The 18981-nt window shown below is 71.4% G+C and carries 13 protein-coding genes; 7 read left to right on the top strand and 6 right to left on the bottom strand.

The window, feature by feature from the left end:
• Position 1 precedes the first annotated feature (1 nt).
• On the top strand, positions 2–619 hold the full coding sequence (locus tag BKA14_RS02045) for a hypothetical protein (protein WP_184949234.1): 618 nt from the start codon (positions 2–4) through the stop codon (positions 617–619).
• Between the two features lie 146 nt (positions 620–765).
• Here BKA14_RS02045 and BKA14_RS02040 read toward each other — a convergent pair whose 3' ends face one another.
• The gene (locus tag BKA14_RS02040; protein WP_184949233.1) at positions 766–3216 is read right to left on the bottom strand and encodes a LamG-like jellyroll fold domain-containing protein; all 2451 of its coding nucleotides are present in this window, start codon (positions 3214–3216) and stop codon (positions 766–768) included.
• A 177-nt stretch (positions 3217–3393) separates the two neighbouring features.
• Here BKA14_RS02040 and BKA14_RS02035 point away from each other — a divergent pair, with 177 nt between their 5' ends.
• A complete protein-coding gene (locus BKA14_RS02035) occupies positions 3394–4941 on the top strand; it encodes a sensor domain-containing diguanylate cyclase (RefSeq protein ID WP_184949232.1) in 1548 nt (515 codons plus the stop codon).
• Here the strand turns inward: BKA14_RS02035 and BKA14_RS02030 are convergent.
• The 3 genes from BKA14_RS02030 to BKA14_RS02020 form a co-directional block, all read right to left on the bottom strand.
• Positions 4888–5493, bottom strand: a complete 606-nt coding sequence (locus BKA14_RS02030; RefSeq protein ID WP_184949231.1) for a hypothetical protein — start codon at positions 5491–5493, stop codon at positions 4888–4890. The genes BKA14_RS02035 and BKA14_RS02030 overlap by 54 nt on opposite strands.
• Positions 5494–5709: 216 nt before the next feature.
• On the bottom strand, positions 5710–7827 hold the full coding sequence (locus BKA14_RS02025) for an FUSC family protein (RefSeq protein WP_184949230.1): 2118 nt from the start codon (positions 7825–7827) through the stop codon (positions 5710–5712).
• Positions 7828–7869: 42 nt separating this feature from the next.
• Entirely contained in the window at positions 7870–8703 is an 834-nt protein-coding gene (locus BKA14_RS02020; protein WP_184949229.1) for an NAD(P)H-binding protein, read from the bottom strand.
• Between the two features lie 148 nt (positions 8704–8851).
• On the opposite strand from BKA14_RS02020, the gene BKA14_RS02015 reads away from it, so the two are divergent.
• Positions 8852–9436, top strand: coding sequence for a TetR/AcrR family transcriptional regulator (locus tag BKA14_RS02015; protein WP_184949228.1), 585 nt, complete (start codon positions 8852–8854; stop codon positions 9434–9436).
• A gap of 9 nt (positions 9437–9445) precedes the next feature.
• On the opposite strand, the gene BKA14_RS02010 is transcribed toward BKA14_RS02015, so the two are convergent.
• The gene (locus BKA14_RS02010; RefSeq protein ID WP_184949227.1) at positions 9446–10588 is read right to left on the bottom strand and encodes an acyl-CoA dehydrogenase family protein; all 1143 of its coding nucleotides are present in this window, start codon (positions 10586–10588) and stop codon (positions 9446–9448) included.
• Between the two features lie 44 nt (positions 10589–10632).
• Here BKA14_RS02010 and BKA14_RS02005 point away from each other — a divergent pair, with 44 nt between their 5' ends.
• Positions 10633–13572, top strand: a complete 2940-nt coding sequence (locus BKA14_RS02005; RefSeq protein ID WP_184949226.1) for a glycine--tRNA ligase — start codon at positions 10633–10635, stop codon at positions 13570–13572.
• Between the two features lie 686 nt (positions 13573–14258).
• Positions 14259–14831 (top strand): GtrA family protein, encoded by a 573-nt coding sequence (locus BKA14_RS02000; protein ID WP_184949225.1) that lies wholly within the window; start codon positions 14259–14261, stop codon positions 14829–14831.
• Here the strand turns inward: BKA14_RS02000 and BKA14_RS01995 are convergent.
• Positions 14770–15180 carry a DUF6392 family protein gene (locus BKA14_RS01995; RefSeq protein WP_184949224.1) on the bottom strand — a complete coding sequence of 137 codons (411 nt, stop codon included), beginning with the start codon at positions 15178–15180 and terminating at the stop codon, positions 14770–14772. The two genes, BKA14_RS02000 and BKA14_RS01995, sit on opposite strands and share 62 nt — an antisense overlap.
• 169 nt (positions 15181–15349) lie before the next feature.
• On the opposite strand from BKA14_RS01995, the gene BKA14_RS01990 reads away from it, so the two are divergent.
• On the top strand, positions 15350–16441 hold the full coding sequence (locus BKA14_RS01990) for a glycerophosphodiester phosphodiesterase (protein WP_203722336.1): 1092 nt from the start codon (positions 15350–15352) through the stop codon (positions 16439–16441).
• A gap of 139 nt (positions 16442–16580) precedes the next feature.
• A complete protein-coding gene (locus BKA14_RS01985; protein ID WP_184949223.1) occupies positions 16581–17303 on the top strand; it encodes a TRP family putative cation channel in 723 nt (240 codons plus the stop codon).
• Positions 17304–18981: the final 1678 nt, after the last annotated feature.

Here is an 18981-nt window from a genome sequence, read left to right as displayed (position 1 = left end):
CGTGCAGGTATACGAGCTGACCGAGGCGCTGGCCGAGGTTCCCGGGGTCGAAGTCAAGATCAAGCGAGGCCTCCTCTGGGTGCACATCCCCGCGATCGGCGACACCGCCCAGATCGCGCCGGACGAGGTGATGGCGGCGGAATCGGTCTTCGTGCCGACCCGCGCCCCCGCCGTCCAGCTCGACCTCAAACGCGGCCGCGAGGTCCTCCCCCTGATCGTCACGGTCGACGACATGGTCTTCACCCCCGCGTACGCCGACGACCTCGTCGAGAAGGGCGCCCACCGCCGGATCCCGGCCATGCCCAACCTGATCTCCTACTCCGAGATGCACCGCGACGTCCGCGCCCTGGGCAAAGCCATCGACGACCCCGCGCTCGACCTCGACCCCGAGACTTTGGCCGCCACTCTGCTGGCCCACCGCTGCTTCCTCGCCGGCGCCATGCGCGTGGGTCTCTGGCCCGTACGGGTCGCCGCGTGGTGGGAGTATGTGAACGCCCGCGTCGGTGGGCCGGTCGGTGTGGCCCCCCTGCGCTCCGACCCGGACTGGGACGACCTGATGACCGACGTGGCCGAAGCCCGCCGCCAGACCACCGCCCAGCCCTCGTCTCTGCAGCAGTAACCCCGGCCCGCGCCCGGCCCCAGCCGCGCCGCACAACCACGGCCGCGCCGACGACCCGCCCCGTCTGGAAGCGCCGCGCGGGAGGAGCGAAGCAAAGAAAGCGCCGCGCCGTAATGCCCCGGCGCGGCGCTTTCAGCTCGGATGCCTCAGTTGTTCGAGGCGTACAGTTCCTTGATTTCCGCGGCCGACAGTGCGCGGTCGTAAAGGTGCACCTGGTCGACCGTTCCGTCCAGGTAGTCGACCGGGTTGCCGTTGTACTTGCCCCGGCCAATCACGGTGTTTCCGGTCGGCGCGCCCTGCGGCAGGCAGGCGGTCGCCGTTCCGGCCAGTTCCCCGTCGACGTAGAGGCGCAGTTCGCCCTTCACCGTGTCCCGCACGCCGACCAGGTGATACCACTTGCCCACCTCGGGTTTCGCGGGCGCGAGAGCCCGTACGCCGGCGAAGCTCATCGCGAAGCGCTGGTCGGCCCCGGAGTACTGCAGGAAGAAGTCGCTGTTGGCCGGGCCGTCCTGCGAAACGACGGTCTGGAACGCGCCGTCGGCCTTGTCGAGTTTGACCCAGGCGGCCGCGGAATAGTCGGTCGCCGTGTTCAGGACGGGTTTTCCGGCGTCCAGGAATTGCGACGAGCCGTTGACCGCGACGCCCTGCCCGTTGTGCCCTTCGGCGAATGCCGGGTCACCCACCGGGGTCAGCGTTCCGTACGTCCCGTCGAGCGGCCAGAAAGCGATTCCTTCCAGCCCGGGTGTGCCCGGCGGCGGCTGCGGGATCGACGAGCCGGAGCCGTCGGCCTCCCGCACGATCTTCTGGTTGATCGCCTTGACCTGGCGCAGATCCATCTTCGTGACCTGCCGGTCGTACGTGAAGAAGCCGTTGAGCTCCCCCTCGACGTCGGTGATCTGGGTGTAGATGGCCGCGCTGATGCCGCACCGCTCGGCCGCGGTCAGCACGTCGGTCTGGTTGGCCACGTATTTCGCGGTCAGCGTGGCCTTGTCCGGCGTCATCTCGTAGGCCTGCCCGTCGCCGAACCACATGTGGTTGGAGACTTTGAGGCCGTAGCCGCCGTGCTCGCCGTCGATCGCCACCCGGGTCTCGGACGGCGTGGGCGCGGCCGGCCCGAGGTACTGGTGGAAGTCGATCACGTCGCCGCGCCCGGAGTCACCCTTGGAGTTGCAGCAGTTGACGCCGCTGTGCGCGTTGACCAGTCGGGACGGGTCCTGCGCCTGCACCGCGTCGGCGATGCGGCCGGTGGCCGTACGGTCCCATTCGCCCCAGCCCTCGTTGAACGGCACCCAGGCCACGATCGACGTCCAGGAGTCGTGTTCGCGCACCATCTCGTGCAGTTCGGCCTCGAACTGGTCGCGCCACTGCTCGGGCAGCGGGCCGGTGTTGCCGCTCGGCATGTCCTGCCAGACCAGCAGGCCCAGCTTGTCGGCCCAGTAGTACCAGCGGTCGGGTTCGACCTTGATGTGTTTACGGACGGCGTTGAAGCCCATCGCCTTGTCCTGCTGCAGGTCCCATTTGAGCGCGGCGTCGGTGGGCGCGGTGTAGAGCCCGTCGGGCCAGAACCCCTGGTCCAGGTTCATCATGTTGAACAGGATCTTGCCGTTGAGCGTGATCCGGAGTTTGCCGTCGGCGCCCTTCCTGGAGCCGATGGTGCGCAGCCCGAAGTACGACTCGACCGTGTCGACCGTCTTGCCCCCGCTGATCAGCGACACCTCAAGGTCGTACAGGAAGGGGTTGTCGGGTGACCAGAGCTTGGGCTTGCTGATGGGCAGCGTGAGGGCAGCGCCTGCGGCGCCCGAGACCGAGCCCGCCGTACGGGATCCGTCCCGCGCGACGGCCTTGACGGTGGTGCCGGCGGGCGCGTTCACGGTGAGTCCGAGCGAGGTCAGCGTGGGGGTCAGCTTGAGCCCGGCGATCGAGGCCGCGGGCACGGGTTCCATCCACACCGTGCGCCAGATGCCCGAGCTGCCCTGGTAGAAGATGCCCCGGTCCCCCGTACGGCGTTGCTTGCCGATCGGTTGCCCGGTGGCGTCGGTCAGGTCCTCCGCCCACACGATCAGTTCCTGCGGCCCGGCGCCCTTGAGCGCGTCGGTGACGTCGACGTCGAAGCCGTCGTAGCCGCCGCGGTGGGTCGCGACCTCGGCGCCGTTGACGTAGACCTTCGCGTCGTAGTCGACTGCCCCGAAGTTGAGGCGCAGCCGGTTGCCCGAGCCGACCTTCCAGTTCGCGGGCACGGTGAAGGTCCGGCGATACCACATGCGGTCCTCGCGGCGCTGGATGCCGGAGAGGGCGCTTTCGATCGGGTACGGCACGAGGACGCGCTCGGCCAGGCTCTGCCCGGTGGGCACGGCCTGCCCGGCGGTGGCCTCGGCGAATTCCCAGACGCCGTTGAGGTTCTGCCATTTGTCGCGGGTCAGCTGGGGGCGGGGATATTCGGGGAGGGCGTTTTTCGGGCCCACCTTGTCGGTCCACGGGGTGGCCAGGGGCGGGATGCCGGGCCGCCAGTCGGGGGCGGCGTGGGCGGGGGCGGCCGCGCCCGCCACGAGCAGGGCGGCTGCGGACAGGGCGGCGAGCACGCCACGATGTGTCTTCACGCGCGATGTTCCCTTCGGTGGCAAAGGTTGCGCTCGGGCTCACTCAGGAGCAAACACAACCCAACATTCTTTGCCAGATCCCGTCAAGGGTTGATGGGGATCAATATGTGCCCGACTGCACCCGAACCGCGACCCGGCGTTCGTCAACCCCGGCGCACGAGTGCCGAATTTCACGGCATGAGCGTGAGCACGAGTGCGGCAGCGGCCGGCGCGGTCCTCGGGGCAGACCCCCAGGACGCGCTGCTCACCGACCTTGTGGCGGTCATGACCAAGGACACGCCCTCGGTCCGGCACGTGCTCGAGCTGGCCGAGCCGCACCTGCGCGAGGCGGCCGGCCTGACCGCGGCCACCGTCTTCGAGCTCGACACCGAGACCGGCATGAACGTGACCGCGCGGGTCGGCCCGGCCGGCAGCCGCGACCTGTTCACCGCGGGCAAGGTGCTGCGCCAGGCGGCCGGGGCCAAACCCACGGTCTCCGGCGAGCAGATGACCGTACGGCTGCGCATCGGCGGCTCGACCGTGGGCGTGCTGCTGCTGACCGGCAGCGACCTCGGCGCGCTGCGCCCCGACCTGCTGGCCGCGCTCGCCCTGCACTTCGCGACCACGCTGCAGGCCCTGGCGGCCGAGCGGCAGCGGCAGTTCCTCGCGCACTCGTCGGCCACGATCCGTCAGCTGTTCGAGGCGGGCATGGTGGCCACCAGTGTCGAAGCCGCCGCGCGCATCCTGGCCGCGTCGGCTGTCGGCGGCTTCCGGGCCGAGCACGGCGCGGTCTACCTGACCGACGCCCAGGGCATGATCCGCTACGTGCACACCATCAACCCGCCCGGCGGCCACGACGACCTGCACGAGCACGTCGGCCGGTCCACGGCCGAGTCGCCCGTGTGGCAAACGGTCAAGGGCGGGCAGGCCTCCCTCGTCAGTGATGCCGCCGTCGTCCCGGTGACGCCGGGCGGCCTGGTGCAGCTGATGAGCCTCAAGGCCTACGTGGCGTTGCCGTTGATGTCGGCCCAGGGCCCGATCGGCATGATCGTGGTCGGGGACTCGGCCGCCAGCCGCTCCTGGAACAGCCAGGACCGCATCCTGGCCGAGCAGCTCTCGGTCGAGGGTGCGCTCATCCTGGACAGCGCGGGCATGCGCCAGGCCGCCCAGGCCCACGTGGCGCAGCTCAGCCACCAGGCCTTCCACGACTCCCTGACCGGGCTGCCCAACCGTACGCACCTGATCGAGCAGGCCGAGATCGCCGTGCACGACGCCGAGGCGACGCGCGGCCGGGTGGCGCTGATGATGCTCGACCTGAACGGCTTCAAGCAGGTCAACGACACCGCGGGACACCAGGCCGGCGACGTGCTGCTGCAGCAGGTGGCCAAGCGGGTGCTGGGCGCGGTGCGCGACAACGACGTGGTGGCCCGGCTGGGCGGCGACGAGTTCGCGATCCTGCTCAACCACGACCCCGACGACGCCGTGGCGTCCGCGGTGGCCGCGCGGATCTGCGAGCGGCTGCGGCAGCCCTTCACGATCGAAGGCCAGGAGGTCACGGTGGGCGGAAGCGTGGGCATCGCCCTCTATCCCGACGACGCCACTGACTACGAGGCGCTCATGAAGGCCGCGGACGCCGCCATGTACGAGGCGAAACGCGACACCAAGCACCTGGGCGGCGGCTACCGGCGGTCGTCAGGAGAGGACCCAGGCCACGGCCACGCCGACCAGGCCGCCGCTGACGAGTAGGCCCGCCCCGAACCGGCGGGTCTCCGGACGCCACACCGAGCCCGCCCCGATCAGCAGGTAGAGCGGGATCCAGCCCCAGTACGGCGCGGACCAGCCGGCCAGCGACGGGAACAACGTCATCGGCCCGACCGCGGAGCACGGGCCGGCGCAGCCCAGCGTGAGCCCGCCCAACAACCCCGCCAGCAGCGGCGGGTCGATCAGCCGGGCCGGGACCGGCGGCGAGGCCACGGTCAGGACCGGGTCGTCGCCCGGCTGCTGGGTCAGCGTGATCACGTAGCCCGCCGGGTCGTGCACGACGAGCGTGCGGCCGTAGCCCTCGATCCGGCACCCGGACTGCTCCCACAGCTCGCGAATGGTCGCGTACACCTCGTCGGTGAGCTCGTCCAGCCCCGGCAGCCGGCCCCCACGCAGGACCCGCACCCCCTCGCGGGTCGGCGGCGGTTTGAGCTGCGACGCCGGGATCTTCTCAAGGCGCAGCCCCGGATAGGCGTGCAACGTCGTCTCGAGGCGCTGGTCCACGCCCTCGGTCGCCTCGGCCCGCCCGACCCTCACCCGACACAGCGTCCCGCATCCCGGTCACGTTTGTCCGGGATTCGCCAGCTCCCCGGCCGATCCGCCCGGCGGCCAGGGTGTGGTGCGCGACCAGCGGGGCCGCGCCCCGCGGCAGCGCGCTGATGCGGCCGGCGCAGGTGCGCGGGCACGTCGAACCCGTCCCGGCCCGGTATCAGCGGTGAGCGGCCACTTGAGTGCTCGACCGGGCGGGGCCGCTCACGTAGCGCCGTCGGCGACGCGGGCCACGCGGTCGCGCAGGGCGTCGCCGGGCTCGGGACGGCCGGTGATGTTGATCAGGTCCTCGCGCAGGCCGTCCAGCCAGACCCGCAGGTCGGCGATGATGTAGAGGTCCTGCCCCAGGTCGTCGGGCCACTCCTGCGGCGCCGTGCGCGCCGGGGGCCGGGGCGGGGTCTCGCCGCGCATCAGCTTCGCGGCCGAGCGGTCGTAACTCGCGGCGACGTCCTCGGCCAGCGCCGTCAACTGGGCCACGCACGGCAGCAGCCCGCCCGCGGGGCACGACCGCACCAGGGCCTCGGCCCCGCGTACGGCGTGGTGGCCGGCGATCAGCGCGGCCTGCCAGTCGACCGGGGCCGGGCCGCGCCGCTCGCTCTGGTAGAGCGCGTACGACGCCTCGGCCAGCTGCCCGGCCCCGCGCGCCGCGGGCAGCGCGTCGCCCGGGGTCCGGCCCTGCGCCATCACGGCCACCGTCTCGCGCACCACCGCCGCCGCGGACGACAGGAACGTCGCCACCGCCCGCTGCAGCTCACCGGCGCCGCCCCGCGGCCACGCGAACAGCCCGATCACCACGCCGACGGCCGCGCCGATCAGCACATCGGCCACGCGCTGCTCGGCCAGCCGCCAGTCGACCGGGGTCACCTGGGCGAACACCAGCGTGATGACCAGCGTGAACAGGCCTTGGGACCAGCCCAGGCCCAGCAACGGGCCGGCCGCGAAGCCGGCGATCATCACGACCGGCAGGGCGATCACGTAGACCAGCGGGTCCAGACCGAGCAGCAGGAGCAACGCGGCCGCGATCGAACCGGCGACCGTGCCGACCAGGGCCGGGCGCAGCGTCGAGCGGGTCTCGGCGGCCGACGCGCGCAGCACGGTCAGGATCGTCAGCAGCACCCAGAAACCGTGCGACAGGTCGAGCACCCCGGCGATCAAGCGGGCCACGGCCAGCGCGGCGGCCAGGCGCAGGGCACCTTGGAAGGCGACCGAGCGCGGCGTCAGGTTCTCCCGCAGCCGGTGCCACCAGAGATAAGGCGTTTTCTCGTACGCGTACCAGAACTGCCCCGGTGGCGCCGACGGCGGCGGCTCCCCGGCCACGATCCGCACCGCGAGGACCACCTGCTTGGTCCACTCGCCCAGCGACAACGCGAGCGCGCCCAGGTGCAGGCGTTCCGGCGGCAGCCCGTTCGGGTCGGTGTTCATCCGGGCCGCCCGGAAGTCGCTGATCGCGGCCGTGACCCGGGCGGTGTCGGGCACCGGCCCGTCGGCGCGCAGCCAGTCGCCGGTGGCCGCGACGCAACCCGCGGCGGCCCGCAGCAGCGTGGCCGCGGCGGGCCCGGTGACGGCCTCGCGGTCGTCGGTGAAGTACAGGTCGACCACCCGGCCCAGCAGCAGCCGGGCCGTGCCCGCGGCCGACGAGAGGGCCCGGTCGCGCCGACCGGCCGAGGCGGGGCGTTCGGTCGGGGGCAGCCGTGAGGGCCGCAGCGCGTCGGCCCGGTCGGCCGCCTCGGGCAGCAGCTCGGCCAGGCGGGCCCGGTCGTCGGCGACCGCCCGCATGCAGCCGGCCAGCGCCGTGACCGCGTCGGCGAGCCGGTGCCGGTAGGGCGGCGGGACCGGGTCGGGCCAGACCACCAGTTCCGCCACGGCCAGCAGCACCACGGCCAGGGTCAGCCCGGCCAGCCGCTCCGGCAGCGAACCCGGATCGTACGGGGGGAAACACGGAAGAATGTAGAGCAACTGCATGCCGGCCGCGAGCCCGACGAGGCGCGGCCCGCCCACCCCGACGAAACTGACGGCGAACCCGAGCACGAACATGCCCGCCGTGGCCGCCACCGTGCTGACCGACAGCATGGTGCCCAGGGTGACCAGCACCCACCCGACCGGCAGGACGGCGATCAGCGTACGGGCGCGCTGCCGGGGCGACCCCGGAATCTGCGACAGCGCGCCCAGAGCGACCACCCCGAACAACGCGTACGGCGCCATGCCCGCGCTGCCGAGCACGTAGCGGCAGAAGTAGAACCCCAGGCAGGCCACCACCGTGACCCGAACCGCCCGCCGCACGACAAGCAGCCCCGGGTCGCGCTCCCGCACCCACCCCCACATGCCCCAGCACTCTGCCACCACCGAAGGGCCCGGGCCACTCGCTCAGCGGAAGTCGGCGGCGTGGTCGCGGGCCCATTCCGCGAAGGTCAGGGCGGGCCGGCCGAGGATCTCCGGCACGGCATCGGTGGCCACCTCGGCCGGCAGCTGATGCACGCTGCCGCCGGCCTGGAGCAGGAGGTCGACGAGCGGCTCCGGGAGCTGGGTGAGCAGGTCGGCGCGGTAGGTGTCGACGTCCACCTCCTGCAACCGGACGGGCTCACCGAGGGCCCGGGCGATCGCGGTGACCTGGTCCCGAATGGTCAATGGGCCCGCCCCCAGCACCGGGTAGGCAGCGTCCCGGGCGTCGTCCAGCAGCGCGCGGGCGGCCACGGCGGCGATGTCGCGTTCGTGGACCGGAGCGGTCGTCGCGTCCGGGAAGGCCGTGCGCAGCACGCGGTCCGTGCGAATCGACTGCCAGCGCAACGAGTTCGTGGCGAAATAGCCGGCCCGTACGAAGGTGCGAGCGAAACCCGCGCCGGTCAGCGCGTGTTCGGCGGCGAGGTGCCGGAGCGCGATGGGATTGGCGGCGGCGCCGGGGGCCATCACCGTGTACGACGACAACAGCACCACGTGCTCGACACCGGCGCGGCCGGCCGCGGCCGCGAACTCCGCCGCCTTTTCCGGGTGGGCGTAGAGAAAGACCTTGCGCACGCCGGCCAGAGCATCCGGCCACGTCGCCGGATCGGTCAGGTCGGCCCGCACCACGTCGACGTCCGGCGGGAAGTCGCCTGGTCGCGGGGCACGGCTGGACGCGCGGACCCGGACGCCGGCGGCCGCCAGCTCTTTGCGGACGGCCGCGCCCACGTGTCCCCGGGCACCCGTCACCAAAATGGTCACGTCTGGTCTCTTTTCGTCAGCGGGCCACCCGTCCGGGCCGCACGGAGGTTACAGAATACATAATCTGAAACCTGTAACTAGACCCGAGGGACCGCGTTCCGAGCCGCTACCCTCGGACGATGCTCCACTCGCCGAACCACTCACGCTGATGCGGGCCGGCAGCCCGCTGGACGCCGAGACGATCTTGTCGGCCACCGAGGACGTCCTCCGTCGCTACGGGCCGGCCAAGGCCACAGTGGTCGATGTGGGCAAGGAGCTCGGGGTCAGCCACGCAGCCGTCTACAAACATTTCCCGTCCAAGGCCGCGCTGCGCGACGCGGTGTCCCGGCGCTGGCTCAACCGCGATCGTGATGCCCTGGCAGCCATCGCGAACGATTCGGCGACGCCGCCCGACCAGCGGCTGCGCTCGTGGCTCGTCGCCCTGCTGGCCGCCAAGCGGGCCAAGGCCCACGACGAGCCGGAACTGTTCGCCGCCTACAAGATCCTGGTCACCGAGAACAGCGTCGCGGCGATCGACCACGTGGCCGACCTCCTGGGTCAGCTCGAAGCCGTCCTGGTCGCAGGCATGGCCGACGGCTCCTTCCGGCCGGCCGACCCGGCCGGGACAGCGCGGGCCGTCTTCACCGCCACCACTCGCTTCCACCATCCGGGCCTGGCCGACTCCTGGACCCAGCCGGGCCTCGAGCACGAGCTCGACGTCATCTGCACTCTCCTGCTCGACGGCCTGAGATGAGCTCCGCGCCTACACAAAGGCGCTTTCGCCGGTAACCGCGCGGCCGACGATCAGGGTGTTGATCTCGCGGGTGCCCTCGTAGGAGTAGAGGGCCTCGGCGTCGGCGACGAAGCGGCCGATGTCGTAGTCGAGGACGATGCCGTTGCCGGCCAGCAGTTCGCGGGCCCAGCCGGCCACCTCGCGCATGCGGGTGGTGCAGTAGGCCTTGGCCAGGGCCGAGTGCTCGTCGCGGTATTTGCCCTCGTCCTGCAGCTGGGCCAGCCGCACGCACATGCCGAGCGAGCCGGTGACGTTGCCCAGCATGCGTACGAGCAGGTCCTGCACGAGCTGGAACTTGGCGATGGGCCGGCCGAACTGCTGGCGCTCCTTGGCGTAGTTGAGGGCGATCTCGTAGGAGGCCAGCATCACGCCCACGGCCTCCCAGGCGACGCCGCTGCGCGTCTGGCGCAACACCTTGGCGGTGTCCTTGAACGAGTTCGCGTTCTGCAGCCGGTCCGCCTCGGGCACCCGCACACCGGTCAGGGTGATGTCGGCGTTCTGAACCGTCCGGAGCGCGATCTTGTTGTCGATCTTCGTGGCCTCGAAACCGGGGGCGTCACCCCGTACGACGAAGCCTTTGACCTGGTTGTCCTCGACGTCACGGGCCCAGAGGACGATCAGGTCGGCGAACGTGGCGTTGCCGATCCAGCGCTTGGCCCCGTCGAGCACCCACTCGTCGCCTTCGCGGCGGGCCGTGGTGCGCAGCCCGGCCGCCACGTCGGACCCGCCCGTCGGCTCGGTCAGCGCGAACGCGCCCACCTGCTCGAACGCGGCCATCGAAGGCAGCCAGCGCTCACGTTGCGCGGGCGAGCCGCACATCGTGATGCTGCCCATGGCCAGCCCCGCGTGCACGCCGTAGAACGTGGCCATCGACGCGTCGGCCCGGGCCATCTCGAGGGCCAGCCACCCGTTGAGCAGCGACGAGCCTTCCCGCCCGGCGATCCCGAGCCCGGCGTACCGCTTGATCAGGTGGTGCGGGAACTCGGCGCGCTGCCACTGGTCGTTCGCGATCGGCACGACCTCGTCGTCGAGGAACGCGCGCACCCGCTCCACGACGGCGGCCTCGTCAGCCGAAAGCAGGTCCTGAAAGGCGTAAAGGTCTCCGGCGAGCATGTTCGGTACCTACCCGCGCGGGGCCCGTCCTAGACTTCGGTCCCATGCTCACCATGCAGGACGCGCTGGCCCGGTTGACCGCGTACTGGACGGCTCAGGGGTGCCTGACCGTCCAGCCCATGAACACCGAGGTCGGGGCGGGCACGCTCAACCCGGCGACGTTCCTGCGGGTGCTGGGCCCGGAGCCGTGGCGGGTCGTCTACGTCGAGCCCTCCGTACGCCCCGACGACTCACGCTACGGCGAGAACCCGAACCGCTTGCAGACCCACACCCAGATGCAGGTGATCCTCAAGCCCGACCCGGGCAACCCGCAGGAGCTCTATCTGGGCAGCCTCTCCGCTCTGGGGATCGACATCACCAAGCATGACGTCCGTTTCGTCGAAGACAACTGGGCCTCCCCGGCGCTCGGCGCGTGGGGCCTGGGCTGGGAGGTCTGGCTCGACGGGCTGGAGATCACCCAGTTCACCTACTTCCAGCAGGCGGGCGGGCTCAACCTGGAGCCGGTGTCGGTCGAGATCACGTACGGCATCGAGCGCATCCTGATGGCTCTGCAGGACAAGACCCACTTCAAGGAGATCCAGTACGCGGAGGGCATCTCGTACGGGGAGGTGTTCGGCCAGAGCGAGTACGAGATGTCGCGGTACTACCTGGACGACGCCGACGTGGCCGCGAACCGGCAGCTGCTGGAGATCTACGCGGCCGAGGCGCAGCGGCTGATCGACGCCGGCCTGCCCGTGCCGGCTCACACGTACGTGTTGAAGTGCTCGCAAGCATTCAACGTGCTCGACTCGCGCGGCGCCGTGTCGACCGCCGACCGGGCCGCCGAGTTCGGCCGCATGCGCCGCCTGGCCGGCGAGGTCGCCAAGTTGTGGGTGGCCCGCCGCGACGAGATGGGTCACCCGCTGGGCCTGGTGCCACCGCTGCCCGCCGCCGTCGCCACCGCGCTGCCGGCCGCCCGCGAGAACGCGCGTGCGCTCATCTTCGAGATCGGCACCGAGGAGCTACCCCCGTCCGAGGCCCGCGCCGCACGCGACCACGTGCAGCGGTCCCTGACCGAGGGGCTGGCCGGCACGCGGCTCGAGCACGACGAGGTGCGGGTTTTCGCCACACCCCGGCGGCTGGTCGCTCTGGTGCCTTCGGTGGCCGCGCGCGAGACCGATCACGTACGGCAGGTGAAGGGTCCGCGCGTCGGCGCCCCCGCGGCCGCGCTGGAGGGCTTCGCGCGTGGTCAAGGCGTCCCAGTCAGTGATCTGTCCGTTTTCACCATCGGCGGCGTCGATCACCACGGGGTGGAGAAACACGAGGTCGGTGGCGCCGCGGCCGAGGTGCTGGCACCCGTCCTGGCCAAGGTCGTCACCGGTCTGCGCGCGGCCAAGAACATGCGCTGGAACGACCCGCAGCTCTCGTTCAGCCGCCCGATCCGCTGGCTGACCGCCCTCTGGGGCGACGACGTCGTGCCGGTCGCGGTGGGCGCCCTGTCCGCCGACCGCAAGACCAGGCTTCTCCGTACGGCCCCCGAACCCGTCGTGCCGGTCGCGTCGGCCGAGACGTTCATGGAGACGCTGGCCCTGGCCGGCATCGTGGCCGACCAGGAGGACCGGCACGACCTGATCGTGACCGGCGCCCAGGACGAGGTGTACCCCGACGGCCGTGTCGACGTCGCCGGGGAGGCCGCGCTGATCGAGCAGATCAGCTACCTGGTCGAGGCGCCCACCCCGCTGCTGGGCACGTTCGACGAGAGCTATCTGTCGCTGCCCGACGCCGTGCTGACCACGGTCATGCGCAAGCACCAGCGCTATCTGCCCGTACGGGATGCCGAAGGCTCGCTGCTCCCCATGTTCGTCACGGTCGCCAACGGCCCGGTCGACGTCGAACTGGTCCGCACCGGCAACGAGGCCGTGCTGCGCGCCCGCTACGAGGACGCGGCATTCTTCTACCGCGCCGATCGGGACACGCCCGTCGCCGACATGCGCGAGCGCCTGACCCGCCTCACGTTCACCGACAAGCTGGGCTCGATGGCCGACCGGGCCGCCCGCATCGCCGCGCTGTCCGGCACCCTGGCCGACTCGCTGGGCCTGGCCTCGGCCACCCTGGGCCGCGCGGCCCGCCTGGTCAAGTTCGACCTCGGCTCCCAGCTGGTGACCGAGATGACCAGCCTGGCCGGCGTGATGGCGCGCGACTACGCCCTGCACGCGGGCGAACCCCGCGACGTGGCCCAGGCCGTCCACGAGGCCGAACTCCCCCGCAACACCGGCGACGCCCTGCCCGCGTCGATCCCCGGCGCGCTGCTCTCGCTGTCCGACCGCCTCGACCTGGTGGCCGGGCTGGCGGCCACGGTGGGCCTGCCCACGGGCAGCAGCGACCCCTTCGCCGTACGCCGGGCCGTGCTCGGCCTGCTGGCGGTGCACCGGGCGCACCCGGCCCTCTCCGGGCTGTCGCTTCTCGACGGCCTGCGGGCCGCGGCGGCCCAGCAGCCCGTGCCCGTGGACGCCGCCGTGCTCGCCGCCGCCGGGGACTTCCTGGCCCGCCGTCTGGAGCAGGTGCTCACCGAGGAGGGTCACCCCGTCGACCGGGTGCGCGCGGCGATCGTCCACTACGCCCGCCCGTCGGTTGTCGACACGCTGCTGTCCCAGCTGGACACGCTGGTCGGCAACCCCGGCTTCGTCGCCGTGGCCGCCGCCATCCAACGGGCCCGCCGCATCCTGCCCGCCGGCACCGCCGCCGGCTACGACGCCACGGTGCTCACCGAACCGGCCGAACTCGCCCTGCACGAAGCGGTGACCGGGATCAAGGCGGACTACGGCCCCGACCTGGTCGCCTTCACGGCCGCCGTGGAACCCCTGGTCGAGCCGCTGTCCCGCTTCTTCGACGAGGTCTTCGTGATGGCCGAGGACCCCGCCCTGCGCGCGGCCCGCCTGGGCCTGCTGGCTACGGTGCGCGACCTGGGCGAGGGCCTGCTGGACTGGCCGGAGCTGCGCCTGTAAGCCCGAAGTCGCGCCGCTCCCGCGCGCTCAGTGGACGTCCCGCCCCGGCCCAGTCGACGGCGCCCGGCGGGGGGACGTCCCATCGATGGACAGCGCCGTCGTTCGTCACCGCCGCGAGGTCGCCGTCTCGGCCACCAGCCTCCGCCCTTCGGGAGACCAGTAGATGCGTCGCGGTTCGGCCGACGCCCGGACGGAGGCAGTACGCCGGCCCGAGCCGGCTTTCCGGGCCACGGTGACGCACGGATCCCCGCGGTCCGGGGTGGCCGGCAAGCTGATGTGCGGCGACCAGCGCGCGTCCACGCCCACCGACACGCCACCCGGCGCGCGGGCTGGCGCGACGGTCGCAGACCCAGCACCTCAGCTGACCCGACCGCACCCTGCCGGGTGGCCGGCAGCCGGCCGTCCGGCGACCACACCGGCGCGACACTGTCGGCAACGCCGAACTTCCGTGCCGTCTCCCCCGGCCGTGCTCGTCGATCACCAGGTGGTCCGGGTCATGGCGGGGTCCGTCACCGCCGAGCATCTGGGCCTTCTCGATCGCGGCGCAGGTCGCGAAACACCTCCGGGCCGGGCTGCATCGAGCCGATCACCCGCGAATTCTCTGTCAGCCGCAACAGCAAACCGGCTCCGTCCGGATCCGACTGCCCGACAGGCGCGGCTTGTCCTCGAGTACTAGGGTCGCGGGAATGTGGCTGACCCGGATGTGGAGCAAACACCACGAAGCGGCGAAGTTCCTGCTCGTCGGCGGCGTCTGCTTCCTCGTGACGACGGGCATCAACTACACGCTGAAGCTGACCGTGCTGCACGAGAAGCCGGTGACCGCGCTCGCCATCGCCACCACGCTGGCCACGGTGTTGTCGTACGTGCTGAACCGGGAATGGTCGTTCCGGCACCGCGGCGGGCGGGAGCGGCACCACGAGGCGCTGATGTTCTTCACGGTCAGCGCGATGGCCATCGTGCTCAACCTGATCCCGTTGGGCATCTCACGCTACGTGCTCGACTTGCGTGTGCCCGACGTGAGCCGGCCGGTGCAGGAGATCGCCGACTTCGTGAGCGGCATCGTCCTGGGCACGCTGGTCGCCATGGTGTTCCGGCTGTGGGCGTTCAAGCGGTTCGTCTTCCCCGAGCCGCAGCGCCGGCCTCTTCGCCGCGGCACACCGGGCCCCCGCAGCAAGCGCCGGGTGCTGGGCCACGGCGTCAGCGGGCCAGAGTCAGCCGCAGCAGCATCTCGCCGTCGTCGGCGTACTGGGCGTGCATGACGAACCACGGGAACACCCACTCGTCGGCTGCGCCGGCCACGTTCGTACGGTTGGGGTCGGAGCTCTGGGTGGGCCGGCCCAGCGACGCCCACAGGCTGCTGCGCCGCGCGATGGTGCCGCCGCGGCCCGGGATGGCGCCGCGGTAGGGCCGGAAGCCGTAGTCGCCGTTGAAGTGCAGCATCACCCAGGTGACGCGGTCGTGATCGTCGACACCGACCTGGACGCCGAACTCGCGGGACTGGTAGGTGCGGGCCCCCTGCGTGGCCATCAGCCCGAACTCGCGGCTGACGGCCAAAGCGGGGCCCTCAAGCAGATTCTGCCCGAGCAGGTGGGTCACATCGGCCGCCACGAGCAGTCACCGTAAGCCAGACGGGTTAACGCTGCGTGAACCAGCCGATGCTTCCCGAGCCGTTTCCGCGTACGCCACGTCAAGGTCGCCGACCCGTTGATCGAGTCCCATCGACTTTCTCCGGGACCCCCGGCGAGGGACGCCGGCAGCGAGTCCCGTGGAGGATCTCGTGGCAGACCGACGTCAGGTGCTGCGCATGGGCGCCGTCGCCGCCGCGGCACCCGCGCTGGCCGGTACGGTTGCCGCCCCCGCTCTCGCGCACGGCGGGGGCCGCGCGAAACCCGAGGTGTTCGGCCACCGTGGCGCCTCCGGCTACCGGCCGGAGCACACCCTTGCGTCGTACGAGCTCGCAGCCCGGATGGGGGCCGATTACATCGAGCCCGACCTGGTCGCCACCAAGGACCACGTGCTGGTGTGCCGGCACGAACCGGAGATCGGCGGCACCACCGACGTGGCCGGCCGGCCCGAGTTCGCCGCCCGCAAGAAGACCGTTTCGCTGGACGGGGTGAGCGTCACCGGCTGGTTCACCGAGGATTTCACGCTGGCCGAGCTCAAAAGCCTGCGCGCCGTCGAGCGGCTGCCCGCCGTACGGCAGGAGAACACGCTCTACGACGGCCTGTTCGAGGTGCCGACGTTCCGTGAGGTGCTGGAGCTGCGGGCCAAGCTGTCCCAGGAGCTGGGCCGCGACATCGGCGTCATCCCGGAGACCAAGCACCCCACGTACTTCCGGCGGCTCGGCCTGGAGTTGGAGACCCCGCTCGTCCGGGAGCTCAGGCGCGCCCGGCTCGACAAGCGCGGCGCCAAGGTGTGGATCCAGTCGTTCGAGGCGGCCAACCTCAAGGTGCTCCACCAGCAGTACAAGGTGCAGGTCAACCTGGTGTTCCTGACGAGCGCCGCGGGCAGCCCGTTCAACGACACCAAAACGTACGCGCAGTATCTGACCCCGGCCGGCCTGAAAGAGCTTTCCTCGTACGTGGACGGCATCGGCCCCGAGAAGAACCAGATCATCCCGCGCAACGCCGACGCGACCCTGGGCACGCCCACGTCACTCGTCAAGGACGCGCACGCCGCCGGGCTGAAAGTCATCCCGTACACGTTCCGCGCGGAGAACCAGTTCCTCCCGGCCGAGCTGCGGGTGGGCACCGACCCCACCGCGTACGGCAAAGCCATCGATGAACAGATCACCTTCCTCCGTACGGGCATCGACGGGTTGTTCACCGACCAGCCCGACATCGGCGTGCTGTCCCGCACGCTCCTCTAGCCGGTTCGCATCTGCTTTTCGGGCACGCTCGTCCAGCTGGCTCGCCGCCCGCTTTCGCGCACGCTCGTCGAGCCGGTTCGCCGCCTGCTTTTGCGCACGCTTGTCCAGCTGTTGGCCGCACCACGGTAGGGTTCGCTGCATGTCGACCGTGGTGCGGCTGCCGGGCGCCGTCGCGGCGCTGGTCACGACCCCCGACGCCGTGCCCGCCGCCCTCGCCTCGCTCGGCCTGCCCACCCCCCGCCCCGTGCTGGCCCTGGTCGGCGGCGCCGCCGGCATGGCCGAGGACGTGACGGACGTGCTGGCCGCCGTGCTCACCGACCTGGTCGCCCCGGCCATCCGCACCCACCGCGCGGTGGCAGTCGACGGCGGCACCGACGCCGGCGTGATGCGCCTGCTGGGCCGCACCCGTGCCGCCGGCCCGTCGTTCCCCCTGGTCGGCGTGGCCGCCCTGGGCACTGTCACATATCCCGGCCATACCGGCGCCAACCCCGACGCGGCCCCGCTCGACCGCCACCACTCACACTTCGTGCTGGCCCCCGGCGACACGTGGGGTGACGAGGTCCCCTACCTGGCCGCGGTGGTCTCCCACCTGGCCGCCGACCGCCCCAGCGTCACAGTCCTGGCCAACGGCGGCGACATAGCCCTGACCGACGCCGAACACAGCCTGACCCGGGGCCGCCCCGTCCTGATCCTCGCCGGCACAGGCCGCGCCGCCGACGACATCGCCCACGCAGCAACATCCCCCACAACCACCCGCCTGTCAGCGATCGCCCACCACCCCCTCGCACGCATCGTCGACGTCACCAACCACCCCCAACTCGCCGAAGGACTCGACGAGCTGCTCTCCACACCCCCACCCTGACCCCCACCCCACCTGAACCGACCACGTCCCTGCTCGCTGTCCCCCGACCCCGCCAACCGCGACCGAAACGACCCCAGCCGCGGCGAGACCGAGCAGACACGACACCCGAACCAAGACTCGCGACCAGCCCCGGAGCCGCAGGCCCCCGCCCAGTCAGCCCTGACCCGCGACCAGCCCCGGAGCCGCAGGCCCCCACCCCAGTCAGCCCTGACCCGCGACCAGCCCCGGGCCGCGGGCCCCAACCCCGGTGAGCCCTGACCGGAATGGGCCAGGCCCGAGAGGGCCCGAACCGGAGCTGACCCAGATCGGATCGAGTCAGAGGCGATCGAAACGGGCCAAGCCCACAACGAGCAAAGCCGAAACAGACCGGGGTGGGCTGCACCACGCAAGCGGAGAGGCGGGTCAGGTCGGGCCCGAACGAACCGCGGCGGAACACCCCGAATCGCGCGGACCAAAGAAGCAGGGCGGATCGGGCGCGGCGGCCGGACCGGAGCGACGTCGGACTCCCCGACCGAGACGTAGAAGCCAGGACTGAAGCACGCGCGCCCAGAACCCCGGCGCACGATAGCCGGAACCCCGGCTCGCAGGTCGGGACGGCAGCGAACAGGCCGAGGGCTGGAACGGGCCGGGGCAGGCCGAAGCCGGAGGGCAACAGGCCACGGCCGCAGAGGTTTGAGCGACGACAACAATGCTTTCTCACATGATCGGGATGAAATCCTTTGGTTCGGAACCTCGACCACGGCATGATGAGTTTCACGCACCCGACGCATGTTTACGGCATCGAGTGTCACCGTTCCCATTTCCGCAGAGCGACCACAGGAATCTCGAAAACCACCGCCCAAGCTCCGTTCTCTAAACGCGGAACCTGAACCCCGACGCAGGCCGTCGATCAGAACCGGCTGCGCCAAAGCATGAACGACTCGGCCCACAGAGCGAGGCGTCTCCACCCGTGGCAGCAGCCGAAACCGGTCAGGGAGCTGGACAGACATGGCCAGCCCACGCGAGTGGAGATATCGCAACTTTTCAGCATGCCGCCGCTTCAGACCCCACGCACGACGCCGCTCATGCTCACGCCGAAACGCTTCATTACCCGGCGAGTAATTGCGCCGTCGGGTGCGATCACGCATTGCGGCAGTCTCAGCCCGAGTGAACAAGGACAACTGACCCATGCTCAATTCTCCCGCATCACATTCACCCCGCACCAGCATTCGATCATGCCATGAGATTTGATTTCGTTGGGGCTTTGATTCCAGACGCCCAACAAAAGCGAAGCCGTGTGCAACGCAGCGAGCCGAACGACTGGCGGCGCGCATGGCGAGCGCCGGGGCGAGGTGCAGAGCGAGCGGGGGCAAGGTGCAGGGCGACCGGCGGCGTAAGGCGAGCGGCGAAGCAGGGGCGAACGGCTGGCGGCGCGCAGGGCGAGCAGCGGCGCCAGGCGAGCGGCTGGCGGCGCGAAGCGAACGACGGGCAAGGCGAGCGGCTGGCGGCGCGAAGCGAACGACGGGCAAGGCGAGCGGCTGGCGGCGCGAAGCGAACGACGGGCAAGGCGAGCGGCTGGCGGCGCGAAGCGAACGACGGGCAAGGCGAATGGCTGGCGGCGCACAGCGCGAGCAGCGGCTCAAGGCCAACGGCGGGGCGGGTTGCACGGCGAGCAGCGGCACGAGGCGAACGGCTGGCG

This window comes from Paractinoplanes abujensis (assembly GCF_014204895.1).
Taxonomy (GTDB): domain Bacteria; phylum Actinomycetota; class Actinomycetes; order Mycobacteriales; family Micromonosporaceae; genus Actinoplanes; species Actinoplanes abujensis.
The sequence above is the reverse complement of the archived record's forward strand: the minus strand, read 5'-3'. Positions and strand labels throughout refer to the sequence as shown.